Annotated in this window: 10 protein-coding genes; 4 read left to right on the top strand and 6 right to left on the bottom strand. The window is 70.2% G+C overall.

Translation table 11 applies throughout. The features are described 5' to 3' along the window. Nucleotides 1-2: 2 nt before the first annotated feature. The 4 genes from Q9R13_RS11805 to Q9R13_RS11790 form a co-directional block, all read right to left on the bottom strand. A complete protein-coding gene (locus Q9R13_RS11805; RefSeq protein ID WP_310961379.1) occupies nt 3-1556 on the bottom strand; it encodes a S53 family peptidase in 1554 nt (517 codons plus the stop codon). A gap of 53 nt (nt 1557-1609) precedes the next feature. Beyond that, a complete protein-coding gene (gene rarD / locus Q9R13_RS11800) occupies nt 1610-2518 on the bottom strand; it encodes an EamA family transporter RarD (RefSeq protein ID WP_310961378.1) in 909 nt (302 codons plus the stop codon). A gap of 185 nt (nt 2519-2703) precedes the next feature. Then, complete coding sequence (locus tag Q9R13_RS11795; RefSeq protein WP_310961377.1) at nt 2704-3813, bottom strand: 2-oxoacid:ferredoxin oxidoreductase subunit beta; 1110 nt, start codon at nt 3811-3813, stop codon at nt 2704-2706. Further along, the gene (locus Q9R13_RS11790) at nt 3810-5777 is read right to left on the bottom strand and encodes a 2-oxoacid:acceptor oxidoreductase subunit alpha (protein WP_310961376.1); all 1968 of its coding nucleotides are present in this window, start codon (nt 5775-5777) and stop codon (nt 3810-3812) included. Before Q9R13_RS11790 ends, Q9R13_RS11795 begins: the two co-directional genes overlap by 4 nt. Before the next feature lie 234 nt (nt 5778-6011). Between Q9R13_RS11790 and Q9R13_RS11785 the strand changes: the two genes are divergently transcribed. From Q9R13_RS11785 to Q9R13_RS11770, 4 genes are read left to right on the top strand one after another with little or no spacing between them, the layout of a single operon-like run. Beyond that, the gene (locus tag Q9R13_RS11785; RefSeq protein WP_310961375.1) at nt 6012-7046 is read left to right on the top strand and encodes an extracellular solute-binding protein; all 1035 of its coding nucleotides are present in this window, start codon (nt 6012-6014) and stop codon (nt 7044-7046) included. Between the two features lie 4 nt (nt 7047-7050). After that, the gene (gene cysT / locus Q9R13_RS11780; RefSeq protein ID WP_310961374.1) at nt 7051-7905 is read left to right on the top strand and encodes a sulfate ABC transporter permease subunit CysT; all 855 of its coding nucleotides are present in this window, start codon (nt 7051-7053) and stop codon (nt 7903-7905) included. After that, complete coding sequence (locus Q9R13_RS11775; protein ID WP_310961373.1) at nt 7895-8716, top strand: sulfate ABC transporter permease; 822 nt, start codon at nt 7895-7897, stop codon at nt 8714-8716. The genes cysT and Q9R13_RS11775 overlap by 11 nt, the downstream gene beginning before the upstream one ends. After that, nucleotides 8713-9762 (top strand): sulfate/molybdate ABC transporter ATP-binding protein, encoded by a 1050-nt coding sequence (locus tag Q9R13_RS11770; RefSeq protein WP_310961372.1) that lies wholly within the window; start codon nt 8713-8715, stop codon nt 9760-9762. The genes Q9R13_RS11775 and Q9R13_RS11770 overlap by 4 nt, the downstream gene beginning before the upstream one ends. On the opposite strand, the gene Q9R13_RS11765 is transcribed toward Q9R13_RS11770, so the two are convergent. Both Q9R13_RS11765 and Q9R13_RS11760 read right to left on the bottom strand, forming a co-directional pair. Next, nucleotides 9743-11173: an MFS transporter gene (locus Q9R13_RS11765; protein WP_310961371.1), complete on the bottom strand. Its 1431-nt coding sequence runs from the start codon at nt 11171-11173 to the stop codon at nt 9743-9745. The two genes, Q9R13_RS11770 and Q9R13_RS11765, sit on opposite strands and share 20 nt — an antisense overlap. Nucleotides 11174-11208: 35 nt before the next feature. Continuing rightward, a complete protein-coding gene (locus tag Q9R13_RS11760) occupies nt 11209-13392 on the bottom strand; it encodes an FUSC family protein (protein WP_310961370.1) in 2184 nt (727 codons plus the stop codon). Nucleotides 13393-13547 lie beyond the last annotated feature (155 nt).

Below are 13547 nucleotides of genomic sequence, written 5' to 3'. Positions count from 1 at the left end.
GCTCAACCCCCCGTGACGACCCCGGTGAGTACCCCGGCGATGTCCGCGTCCGGGACCCCGAGCCCGGTGCAGGCGTCCCATCCCGGTCCGGCTGTGTAGGCGCCGTTGTTGCCGCTGGTGATGTCCCGCAGACCCGTGGCCGGCTGGCCGGCGCCGAGGCCGGCGTACAGCACCGGCTGGAGCAACCCGAGCGGCTTGCCGCGGGCCTGGGCGAGTCGAGCGACCAGTCCCGCCCACAGTGGTGCCACCGCGCTGGTGCCGCCGATCACCGCAGCCTTGCCGTCGACGTACACCTGGTAGCCGGTCTGGGGGTCTGCGTCGCCGGCCACGTCGGGCACGCCTCGGCCGCTCTTCTGGGTGCCTGAGCGGTCCGGCACGCCCACCCCGGACTGCCAGTCCGGCACCGGGAACACGTCGCTGACCCCGCCACCGGTTGCGCCGCCCTGCCCGCCGTCGTCCCAGACGGTCTCGGTGGTGGTGCCGCCGGAGCTGTGCAGCGTGGTGCCGCCGCAGCCGAGGGCGTGCGGGCTGGAAGCCGGGAAGTCCGCATGCACACCTGCGCCTGCATCGCTGCTGCCGTTGTCGCCAGCGGCCACGGTGACGGTGACGCCCATCGCCACTGCGTCCGCGATCGCGCCGTCCATTGCGGTGCGCGCCTGGGCGGTCCACTGGTCCTCGCTCTGGCCCCAGCTGATGCTGATCGCGGCGGGCGTCGGGCTCGCGTGCGCGGCCTGGGAGATCGCGTCGACGAAGCCGGAGTCGCTGTTCGGCGCGAAGTAGACGAGCAGGTCGGCCTTGGGCGCGAGCGCTCCGACCACCTCGATGTCCAGCAGCACCTCGCCGTCCGCGCCGTTCGGGTCCTGGCCCGGCTGGTTCGTCGCGCCGTCGACCCCCACCGCCGTGACCGTCGGGGTGGCAAGGCCGAGGCCACCGAAGTAGGTGTCCAGGTCGGACTGTCCGAAGCCGCCACCGAGCTCGATGATCGCCACGGTCTGGCCGCTGCCGTCGCCGTCCGGCATGCCGTAGATGCGTGCGAGGTCCAGCGGTGTGTAGCTCGCCTGCTGTGCCCGGGGGTCGGCGAACACCGAGCGGGTCAGTGCCTGGGGGCGGTCGTCGAGGCCGAGCACAGCGACGACGGCATCGGCGAGCTCGGGCGGCACCGTGAGCGCGCCGGACCTCATCCGCGTCTGCACCCGTCCGTCGTTACGGGTGATCCGGTGCAGCGCCGTACCGAACAGCTCGGAGAGGGTCTGTACGTCGGCCTCGACCCGGAGACGTCGCGACGCGGCGTGCGCGTCGACGACGCGGGCCCCTCGACCCTCGAGGTAGGACGTCACCCGCTCGACATCGGTCGGCTCGGCGCCGTACTGCTCGCCCAGTACCGAGGAGCTCAGCGGCGCCGCATCGCCTCCAGCGTGGTAGGCCGGCGGGTCTCCTTCCGAGCGGCGTCGGAGGACCAGCGTCACCTGGGCCCGCTCGTCGCCGGGGACCGGCTCGATGATCGTCCCGACCGCGGTGCGGTCGCTTCCTGCCAATGGCTGCCGAGAATCAGTCATCTGGCCAGTATGGACCCGACTCCACGGCGGGCAGATCGTCGGCGCGCGCGGCCTCAGAGCGCGACAGCCTCCGCTGACAGCGCCAACTGGCGGCGGTGGTGCCGGAGCGCCTCGACGGTGAAGACAGACAGGGCCAGCCACACCAGCACGAAGCCGACCCAGCGCATCGGCGTCATCTGCTCGTGCAGCAACGCCACCCCGATCACGAACTGCAGGACGGGGGTGAGGTACTGCAGCAGGCCGATCGTGGTCATCGGGATGCGGATGGCGGCGGCGCCGAAGCAGAGCAGCGGGACCGCCGTGACGACGCCGCTGGTGGCCAGCATCACCGCGTGGCCCACCCCGTCCGAGGTGAAGTGCCCGTCGCCGTGCGCGCCCAGCCAGGCGAGGTAGGCGGCCGCGACCGGGACCAGCACCAAGGTCTCGAAGGCCAGGCTCTCGACGGCCTCGACGCCCGCCTGCTTCTTGGCCAGCCCATACGTGCCGAAGGACAGGGCGAGCACCAGGGCGATCCAGGGCGGGTGGCCGTACTCGACCGTCAACCCGACGACCGCGACGCCGGCGATCCCGATCGCGGCCCACTGCCAGCGGCGGAGCCGCTCGTGGAGGATGAGCACGCCCATCAGCACGGTCACCAGCGGGTTGATGAAGTAGCCCAGTGAGGTCTCCACGACCCGGTGGTTGTTGACGCCCCAGATGTAGGTGCCCCAGTTCACCGCGATCACGACCGCCGCGACCAGCAGCAGGCTCCGTCGCCGTCGGTCCGCGATGATCGCTCGCAGCTGCTTGCTACGGCGCAACGCGATCAGCAGGACCAGCACGGTCACCACGGACCAGAGCACCCGGTGGGCGAGGATCTCCAGCGCGCCTGCCGGCTCGAGGAGCGGCCAGTAGAGCGGGAAGAGGCCCCAGATCAGGTACGCCGCGACGCCCAGCACGAACCCACGCCGCTGCTCCGTCACGAGCAAACGCTAGCCGAGCCGCCGGCAGCGGAGACGCGGAGGGCCGGAAATGCTGGCCCTGAGGCTTTACCCGTTCTTCGGTGCACGACCTCAGGGGCGCATCACCTGCGCTTGAGCAGACTGCGCGCGGCGCTCACGGCGCGGGCACTCGTGCCCGGGATGACGGCGCTTCGTCGTTCCCAGGATCAGATGACGGTCCAGGTGTCGCCGGCGTTGATGAGGCCGGCGAGGGCGGTGGTGGGGTCGTCGATGGCTTGGGCGGCGGTGGTGATCTGGTTGCGGGCTTGGTCGTCGTAGGTGGGGCGGTCGATGTCGCGGAAGATGCCGATGGGGGAGCGGTGCAGGACGCCGGCGTCGGTGAGGCGGGAGAGCGCGAACGCGGTGGTGGGGTCGGGCTCGTGGGCGTCGTGGACGAGGATGTCGGCCTGGTTGCTGGGGTTGATCTCGACGACGTCGACGGCGCCGTTGGGCTTGCGGATCACGCCGTACTGGTTGTCGGTGCCGAAGCGGATGGGTTCGCCGTGGACGAGCGGGATGACGGCGTGGGTGGGGTCGGTGTCGTCGGGGTCGGTGCTGCCCGAGCGGGGGCTGGTCTTGAGGGCGTCGAAGGCGCCGTCGTTGAAGATGGGGCAGTTCTGGTAGATCTCGACCAGGGCGGTGCCGCGGTGGGCGGCGGCGGCGGTGAGCACCGAGGTGAGGTGCTTGCGGTCGGAGTCGATGGTGCGGGCCACGAAGGAGGCTTCGGCGCCCAGGGCCAGGGAGACCGGGTTGAAGGGGTGGTCGACCGAGCCGACGGGGGTGGACTTGGTGACCTTGCCGGTCTCGGAGGTGGGGGAGTACTGGCCCTTGGTGAGGCCGTAGATCCGGTTGTTGAACAGCAGGATCTTGAGGTTGACGTTGCGGCGCATGGCGTGGATGAGGTGGTTGCCGCCGATGGACAGGGCGTCGCCGTCGCCGGTGACGACCCAGACCGAGAGGTCGGCGCGGCTGGTGGCGATGCCGGTGGCGATGGCCGGGGCACGGCCGTGGATGGAGTGCATCCCGAAGGTGTCGAGGTAGTAGGGGAACCGGCTCGAGCAGCCGATGCCGGAGATGAACACGATGTTCTCGCGTTTGAGGCCCAGCTCGGGCAGGAATCCCTGGACCGCGGCGAGGACGGCGTAGTCGCCGCAGCCGGGGCACCAGCGGACCTCCTGGTCGGAGGTGAACTCCTTGCGGGTCTGCTTGGCGTCCTCGGGGCCCAGTGCGGGGACCTCGCGCAGGCCGGGGAAGGGCAGCTCGACGGACTGGGTCATCGCACGGTCACCTTCTCGGGGGTGTCCTGGGGGGTGTGGTTGCCCCCGGGTCGTGGCGGGTGGGTCGGGTCGGTGGTGTCGATCAGGTTGGTGATGGCCTCGGCGAGCTCGGCGGACTTCAGGGGCAGGCCGTTGACCTGGTTGTAGCCGACGACGTCGACGAGGTACTTGGCGCGCAGCAGCATGGAGAGCTGGCCCAGGTTCATCTCCGGGACCAGGACCTTGTCGTAGCCCTTGAGGATCTCGCCGAGGTCGGCCGGGAAGGGGTTGAGGTGACGCAGGTGGACCTGGGCGACGTCGTGGCCGGCGGCGCGGACCCGGCGTACTGCGGCGCCGATCGGGCCGTAGGTCGAGCCCCAGCCCAGGACCAGCACCCGGGCGCTCCCGGAGGGGTCGTCGACGACCAGTGGGGGCAGGGACTCCGCGATCCGCTCGACCTTGGCGGCGCGGGTGCGGACCATGAAGTCGTGGTTGGCCGGGTCGTAGGAGATGTTGCCCGATCCGCCCTTGATGCCTTCCTTCTCCAGACCGCCGATGCGGTGCTCGATGCCGGGGGTGCCGGGGATCGCCCACGGTCGGGCCAGGGTCTGCTCGTCGCGCAGGTAGGGCCAGAACTCGTCGGGCTGCCCGTCGGTCGCCTTCGCGCTGGCGTGGTTGGGTCCGGTGGCGAACGCGGGGTCGATGACCGGCAGGTCGGCCATCTCGGGGACCCGCCAGGGCTCGGAGCCGTTGGCCAGGTAGCCATCGGAGAGCAGGAGCACCGGGGTGCGGTAGGTGACCGCGATCCGGGCGGCCTCCAGCGCGGCGTCGAAGCAGTCGCCCGGTGAGCACGGCGCCACGATCGGGACCGGGGCCTCGCCGTTGCGGCCGAACATCGCCTGCAGCAGGTCGGCCTGCTCGGTCTTGGTGGGCAGCCCGGTCGAGGGCCCCCCGCGCTGGACGTCGATGACGACCAGGGGCAGCTCGGTCATCACCGCGAGCCCGATGGTCTCGGACTTCAGCGCGATCCCGGGCCCCGAGGTGGTGGTCACTCCCAGCGAGCCGGCGAAGGAGGCACCCAGGGCGGCGCCGATCCCGGCGATCTCGTCCTCGGCCTGGAAGGTGGTGATCCCGAAGCCCTTGTGCTTGCTCAGCTCGTGCAGGATGTCCGAGGCCGGGGTGATCGGATAGGTGCCCAAGAAGATCGGCAGCCCGGAGGCCACGCCCGCAGCGACCACCCCGTAGGCCAGGGCCAGGTTCCCCGAGATGTTGCGGTAGGTCCCCGGCGGCATCGGCGCCGGCTTGACCTCGTACTGCACCGCGAACGCCTCGGTGGTCTCCCCGAAGTTCCATCCAGCCCGGAACGCGGTCACGTTGGCGTCGCGGATGTCAGGAGCCTTGGCGAACCGCTTCTCCAAGAACGCGATCGTGGTCTCGGTCGGACGCCCATACATCCACGACAACATCCCCAACGCGAACATGTTCTTCGCCCGCGCCGCGTCCTTGCGGGAGAGCCCGAACTCCTTGACCGCCTCGACCGTCATCCCGGTCAGGTCCAGCACCGAGAGGTTGTACCGCTGGGCCAACCCCTCCGCACCCTCCTGCTCCAACGGGTTCGCCTCATAGCCCGCCTTGGCCAGGTTCCGCGAGGTGAAGTCATGAGAGTCCACGATGATCGCCGTGCCCGGCGCCATGTCGGCCAGATTCGCCCGCAACGCCGCCGGGTTCATCGCCACCAACACATCCGGAGCATCACCGGCGGTCAAGATGTCGTGGTCGGCGAAATGGACCTGGAACGAGCTCACCCCCGGCAACGTGCCCTGCGGAGCACGGATCTCGGCAGGAAAGTTCGGAAACGTCGACAAGTCATTGCCGAACGCCGCCGACTCCTGGGTGAACCGATCACCCGTCAACTGCATCCCATCACCAGAGTCACCCGCGAACCGGATGATCACCCGATCGAGCTGCTCGACCCGCTTCGCCACGCCACTCCTTCTTTCGCTCCGGCTCGCACTCGTCCTCCCCAGTGCCACACCGCCATTCCACGATAGTGCGCTGGCCCAGTCGCGACACGCCGTCTCAGCGATCAATGCGCCGTGGTGACCAGCGTCACCTGCGTAAAGTAGCGTTCTCTACGTAATCCGACTAACTTGCTACTATTACTTAGGTTGGTCCGAGGGCAGCATGCCCGGGCCGTTGATCCTCGGAAGGGGAGCTTGATGGAGAAGCTGAACAGTCGCTGGGTACGTCGTGCCGGCACCGCGGTCGCGATCGTGGGCGCCGTGGCGGTGGCGGCCGGTTGCGCCACCGCCTCGGGTGCCGGCACGGGCGCCCGGTCGGTCGGCATCGCCGGCTTCTCGGTGCTGCAGACCGCCAACAAGCAGGTGATCGCCGACTTCCAGAAGACCGCCGCCGGCAAGGGGGTCGCCTTCAGGCAGTCGTACGGCGCCTCCGGCGACGAGTCCCGTGCCGTCCTGGCCGGTCAGAAGGTCGACGAGGTGCACCTCTCGCTCGAGCCCGACGTGGCCAAGCTCGTCGACGGAGGCGTGGTCGCCAAGGACTGGGCCGACGGACCCGAGCACGGCGTCATCACGCAGTCGGTGGTGGTGATGGTCGTGCGCAAGGGCAACCCCGATCACATCACCGGGTGGAACGACCTGGTCCGGCCCGGGGTGAGGGTCGTGACCCCGAACCCCGGCTCGTCGGGCTCGGCCAAGTGGAACATCCTGGCCGCCTACGGGTCACAGATCGCCCAGGGCAGGAGCCCCGCGCAGGCGACGACCTACCTGAAGCAGCTGATCGCACACACCGTGGCGCTGCCCGGCAGCGGACATGACGCGACGACCGCCTTCCAGGGCGGCACCGGCGACGTGCTGCTCTCCTACGAGGACGAGGCGATCGAGGCGCGCCAGGCGGGTGCGGACTTCGACTACGTCGTGCCTGCGCAGACCCTGCTCATCCAGAACGCCGGGGCATTGACCGAGAACGCCAGCCCGGCCGCGAAGAGCTTCCTGGCCTTCCAGCTCAGCAAACAGGGCCAGACCGACTACGCGAAGCAGGGCTTCCGGCCGCTGATCAGCAGCATCCGCGTGCCGGTGGAGGGTGCGAACGACCCGAGCAACCCCTTCCCGCAGCCGCAGACCTTGCTGACGATCGACAAGGACTTCGGCGGCTGGAAGGTCGCCGACCCGAGGTTCTTCGACCCGACGCACGGGATCGTCACCAAGCTCCTCGCGGCGGCAGGGAAGTCCTGACCCGATGAGCACGCTCACCGCTTCGCGCTCGGTCGCGGGTACGGCGCGCCGGCGTCGTACCCGCGGGCACCGCAGCCTCGGCACCGGCTCCACGCTCGCCCTGGGCATCTCCGTCGGCTGGTTCAGCCTGTTGGTGCTGATCCCGCTCGCCGCCGTGCTGGTGTCCGCCGGCGACGGGGGGTGGGCCGCGTTCTGGAGCGTGGTCACCAGCTCCCAGACCGCCGCCGCGATCAGGCTGACCGTCCTCCAGTCCCTGGGCGTCACCGCGCTCAACGTCGCGATGGGCACCGCACTCGCTTGGGTGCTGGTGCGCGACCGGTTCTGGGGAAGACGCGTGGTCGACCTGGTGATCGACGTGCCGTTCGCCTTGCCCACGATCGTGGCCGGACTGGTCCTGCTCGCGCTCTACGGCCCAGGCACACCGATCGGGATCGACATCGCGAACACGCGCATCGCCGTGTTCCTGGCGCTGGCCTTCGTGACGCTGCCCTTCGTGGTGCGGACCGTCCAGCCGGTGCTCGAGACCCTCGAGCGCGACGCCGAGGAAGCCGCCGCCTCGCTGGGCGCCGGCCGCTGGACCACGTTCCGGCGGATCGTGCTGCCCTCGCTGGTCCCGGCGATCACTGCGGGCGCCGCCCTCTCCTTCGCGCGGGCGATCGGTGAGTACGGCTCCCTCGTGCTGCTCTCGGGCAACCTGCCGAACCGCACCGAGGTCGCCTCCGTGCGGATCCTGTCCTTCATCGAGAACGGTGACCAGGCCGCAGCCGCGTCCGTCGCAGCGATCCTGCTGGTGGTCTCGCTGACGGTCATCGTCGCACTCGACCTCATCTCACGACGGAGGCTTCGTCATGGCGACTGACCAGTTGCGCGAACCCGTCGCGGTGCGCTGGGGCCTGCGGGTGCTGACCGTCAGCTACGTCTTCATGCTCGTCGCCTGGCCGACGGCGCTGGTCTTCAGGAACGCCCTGGCCGACGGCATCGGAGGATTCCTGAAGGCGTTCGACGACCCGGCCGTGAGTCACGCCCTCGCGCTCACTCTGACGATCACGGTGTGGGCGGTGGTGATCAACCTCGTCTTCGGGGTCACCATCTCGCTGCTGCTGGTCCGCTACGACTTCCCCGGGAAGCGGCTGCTCTCGGTGTTGATCGACGTGCCGCTGTCGATCTCGCCGGTCGTCGTCGGGCTGGCACTCGTGCTGGTCTACAACGGGCGCAGCGGCTGGTTCGGCCCGACGTTGGAAGCCTGGGGCTACCAGGTCATCTTCTCCACACCGGGCATGGTGATGGCCACCGTCTTCGTGGCACTGCCCCTCGTCATCCGGGAGGTGGTGCCGGTGCTCGAGGAGATCGGCGACGACCAGGAGCAGGCTGCCCGCAGCCTGGGGGCCAACGCCGTCCAGACCTTCCGTCGGATCACTCTGCCGGGCATCAAGTGGGCCGTCGTCTACGGCGTCGTCCTCGCCATCGCCCGCTCGCTGGGCGAGTTCGGCGCGGTCAAGATCGTGTCGGGCAACATCATCGGCCAGTCCCAGACCGCCACGTTGGCGGTCGAGGCCACCTACCAGAACTTCCAGCAGACCTCGGCGTACGCGATCGCCGCGGTGCTTGCCCTCGCGGCGATGGCCTGCCTCGTCGTGGTCTCGATCCTGCGTCCCAAGGAGTCTTCATGAGCATCAAGGTTTCCGGTGTCACCCGTCGCTTCCCGTCCACCGGATCGGGGCAGCCGCCGTTCGTCGCCCTCGACGACGTCCATGTCGACCTGCCCACCGGCCAGCTGACGGCGCTGTTGGGCCCGTCGGGTGGCGGCAAGTCCACGTTGCTCCGGATCATCGCCGGGCTGGAGACTGCGGATGCCGGGACGGTCGAGATCGAGGGCGTCGAGGCGACCCACCTGCCGCCGCAGAAGCGCAACGTCGGGTTCGTCTTCCAGCACTACGCCGCGTTCAAGCACATGAGCGTGGCGAAGAACGTCGCGTTCGGCCTGGAGATCCGTCGTCGTGACAGGGCGGAGGTGCGTCGCAAGGTCGCGGAGCTGCTCGAGCTGGTGCACCTGACGCAGTTCGCCGACCGGATGCCCGCCCAGCTGTCCGGTGGCCAGCGGCAGCGGATGGCGCTCGCCCGCGCTCTCGCGGTCGAGCCGTCGGTGCTGCTGCTGGACGAGCCGTTCGGTGCGCTGGACGCGAAGGTGCGCAAGGAGCTGCGGGACTGGCTGCGCCGGCTGCACGACCAGGTGCCGGTGACGACCGTCTTCGTCACCCACGACCAGGAGGAGGCGCTCGAGGTCGCCGATCAGATCGTGGTGATCAACGAAGGTCGCATCGAGCAGGTGGGCACCCCCGACGAGCTGTACGACGAGCCGGCGAACGACTTCGTGATGTCGTTCCTGGGGCCGACGACCCGACTCGGTGACGAGCTGGTGCGCCCGCACGACATCGAGGTGTTCACCCACAGCCGGACGGCGGGGTCGATGCGCGGCCGGGTCGATCGGATCCTTCGGGTGGGGTTCGAGGCGCGGCTCACGGTCACGCTGCTCGACGACCCGCAAGAGCAGCCGCTGCTGGTGACGGTCACCCGGGCGACCCAGCGCCATCTGAGCCTGGTGGAGGGCTCGGCGGTCTGGCTCGCTCCGACGCACGGAGCGACCACGGTGCCGATGATGGAGCGCGGTCAGACGGTCGCAGCGGCGCCGGATCCGGTCAGTGTGCCGGTGGCGTGACGGTCGCGGGCTCTCGCTCGAAGGCGGGGAACCGACGCGGCACCAGCACGACCAGGATCGCCGCGGTGACGATGCTCGCCAGCAGGACGCCGGTGAACACGGCATGGGCCGACGCGTGCATCGCAGCGACATGGGACTCGTGGGCGTGGTCGCGCAGCACGGTGTTGGTCACCGCGCCGAAGACCGCCGCGCCGATGCTCTGACCCAGGAACCGAGAGAACATCGCGCCGCCGGTGACGACGCCTCGCTGGGACCAGCCGACGGTGTTCTGCAGCCCCACGATCAGTGGGGAGAGCATCAACCCCATCCCCACGCCCATCAGTGCGCTGCCCAGCACCGGCTGCCACACCGGTGCGCCCTGGCCCAGCCGCCAGAACACGACGCCCGCGACCACGGAGAAGGCGGCGCCGACCAGCGCGGTGTCGCGGAAGCCGATCCGCAGGTACAACCGCGATGAGTACGCCGACGCGACCGGCCAGGTCATGCTCATCACCGCGAGCACGAACCCGGCCGCGACCGGGCTGAGGCCGAGCACGGTCTGTGCCCAGTTGGGCAGGTAGACCGACAGGCCGATCACCATCAGGGCTGCGGTCAGGGTGGCGCCGTACGACCCCCCGGTCACGCGGCGCGTCCACAGCCACAACGGCTGCACCGGCTCGGCCGCACGACTCTCGACCGGCACCACGGCGACGGCGGCCACCAGGGCGACGGCGAACACGACGATGCTCTGCCAGGAGAGCCAGGCCCACGCCGTACCGCCCTGCAGGAGGCCGAGGATCAGCATCCCGGCAGCGACCAGCAGGAGTCCGGCGCCGGCGAAGTCGATGCGGTGTCGGCGGCGCTCGACCTGCTCGTGCAGACCACGGACGATCAGCAGCAGTGCCAGCACGCCGATCGGCAGGTTGACCAAGAAGATCCAGCGCCAGGAGACGTACTGCGCGAACACGCCGCCCAGGGCGGGTGCAACCACGGCGGAGATCCCCCACACGCTGGACAGGTAGCCCTGGATCCGGCCGCGCTCCTCCACGCTGTAGAGGTCGCCCGCCACGGTGTTGACCGTCGCGCCGATCGATCCTGCGCCGAGGCCCTGGAGCGCGCGGAAGATGATCAGCGCGGCCATGTCCCAGGAGAGGGCCGACAGCAGCGACCCGACCAGGAACACGACCACGCCGAGGACCAGCACCGGCTTGCGGCCGAACAGGTCGGCCAGCTTGCCGTAGATCGGGATGGTGACGGTCTGGGCGAGCAGGTAGACCGAGAACACCCAGCCGACCTGGCTGAAGCCGCCGAGGTCGTCGACGACCTGGGGGATCGCGGTGGCCACGATCGTGGTGTCCATCGCGACCAGGGCCATCGCGAGGATCAGCGCGAGAAGGACCGGAGTGCGATGGTCCTGCCGCAGTCCGCCCACCCGTTCAGGAAAGCACAGCGTCGCGGACGACGGAGTCAGCGACCACGTCCGCGGGGGGTGAGCAGTGCCAGGGAGTCGGCGAGCCGGCGGATCCGTCGGGCCAGCACGAGCGGCGGATCGACCGCTGCGTCCACGAGCTCGGATACGCGGGTGGCGACCCCCGCCTCGCCGTCGGGGCTGGGGGGCTGGTCACGCAGGTCCGGGATGTCGGCGAGCCGCCGTGCCTCGGTGGCGATCGCCTCGCAGGCCCGGGCGAGCTCGACCGGGGGGTCCGGAGGGGCCGAGAGCACCGCGGGCACCATGCTGCGGGCCGTGCTGGCACAGACGCCCAGCACCTGGACGCGGTAGCGACGACCGCTGCGGTCCGCATCGATGCCGCGCACGCTCATCATCGAGTCCGCGTTGCGCACCAGCTGGCGGGCGGCCTCGTCGAGTCTGATCGCCTCGGTCAGCAGTCCCGGCTCGGACTCGTCGCCACGCAGACGCAGCGCACACTGGTCGGCGAGCACGGCCAGTCGATCCAGCAGCCCGCGGCGAGCCTCGATCAGGGTGCCGCGCGTCGACGTAGGCAATACGAACAGGGAGACCAGGATCCCGGCCGCTGCCCCGGCTGCAGTCTCGGCGAGGCGGACCAGGAGCACGCTGTCGCTGAACCGGTGCAGGATGCCGTAGAGCTCGCCCAGCATCAGCGTGATGAAGAAGATCATCGCCGCGTAGGAGATCGCCTGGAAGTAGAAGGCGAGGAAGATGCACGCGAGCAGGACGGTCAGGGTCACCGCGCTATGCCCGAGGGTCAGCTGGGCCACCCATACGGCGACCACCAGGCCGGCGAGGGTGCCGCCGATCCGGGCCATGCTCTTGCGCACGGTCTCGCCGACGGTGGCGGTGCCGGTGAAGGCGACGAACGCGGCGATCACCGCCCAGTAGTAGCGCTCGTGGGAGATCAGTTCCCCGGCGATGATCGCTAGTGCTGCCGCCGTACCGGCCTGGACGGCCTGGCGGGTGGTCGGGGCCCAGGACGCCGGCGACCAGGACGATGTCTGCTCACCGTCGCCTGCCGGTACGGCGGTGCCGGGGAGCGTGTCGCCGGCGAGAGCGAGGACGGGCTCGAACTCCCGGGCCCCGGTCTCATCGGCCGCACCTGCCCCGAGGTGTCCGGACATCCAGTCCGCGACCGAGCCGAGCAGGGTGTCCGCGGCATTGGCCAGCCGCCGTACGGTCGCGATCCGGTCATGCGGGGACTGCCGGAGTGCGGCGAGCCGTGACCTGGTCGTGTCGAGCTCGCCCCAGCCGAGCAGCTCGAGCACCTCCTCGACCAGCCGGAGCGTGGCCGGCGGGACCGGCTCGGGAAGGGCGGCCAGCTCGACGGCCGCACTGGCCAGCTCCTCACTGCTGATCTCGACCTCGACGATCCAGCGCCGCAACCGGGCCGCGGAGGTGCCTGACGGCAGCGCGTGGACGTCGCTGAGCTGGCCGTCGAAGAGCAGTGTCACCTCGGAGAGCTTCACCAGCTGGGCACGGAGGTTGCGCAGCCGCCGCTCGTCGCCAGGGTCGCGGAGCACGTCGAGGCAGTGGGACACCACCGACCGGGCCCGGGCCCGCAGGGCGGTGACCGTACGACGCAGTCGCCTTCCAGGGTCCTGGTGCAGCACCGTCACCAGCAGCAGCGTGACCCACGTCGTACTGGCTACCGCGGCCACCAGCAGACCGGGCAGTGCCGAGATGGGGGGATGCAGGTAGAGCGTGAAGAAGTACGCCTGCCACACGATGAAGCCGCCGGCGAACCAGCGCGCGCCGTACCGGCGTACCCACACGGCGGCGAAGCAGACCAGCACGAAGAGCGACAGAGCAAGCCATGGACGCGCAGCCGTCACCGTGGCGAGGGTGGCGCCGAGGGCGGCTGCCACCGGCGCCCACACCGCGCTGGTGGCCGTCTGGCGGCGGGTGCCCGGACGGATCACCGTGGACATGTTCATCGCGATGAGCGAGCCCAGCATGAGGTGCAGCGCGCGGGTCTGTCCGCTCACGCCGAGCGCGCCAGCGACCCCGAGCTGGACCACGATCGTGGTGCCGACCGCCACCACGGCGCGCAGGCCCTTGTGCAGCCTCGCCTGGCCGGGATCCGAGGCGACGAACCGGTCCCAGGCATCCTGTGCCTCGAGACCCATCCGCACCCGACCGCGGGCGAGCAGACTCCCGTCGCCGTCTGTCGTGGTCATCCGATCGGGTCAGCGGCTGCGCGGTGGTGGTTGGCGTCCAGCAGGCGCCTCTCAGTCCACGACGGAGCTGGTTCCTGACCTGGGCGCGTCGGTCGAGCCATGACTGGAGAGCGTAGCCGCGGCGAGCAGCCGCACCGGCGGGTCCGAGCGCCGTA

It is taken from the genome of Nocardioides marmorisolisilvae, assembly GCF_031656915.1.
Taxonomy (GTDB): domain Bacteria; phylum Actinomycetota; class Actinomycetes; order Propionibacteriales; family Nocardioidaceae; genus Marmoricola; species Marmoricola terrisoli.
This window is presented reverse-complemented; position numbering and strand designations above follow the sequence as displayed.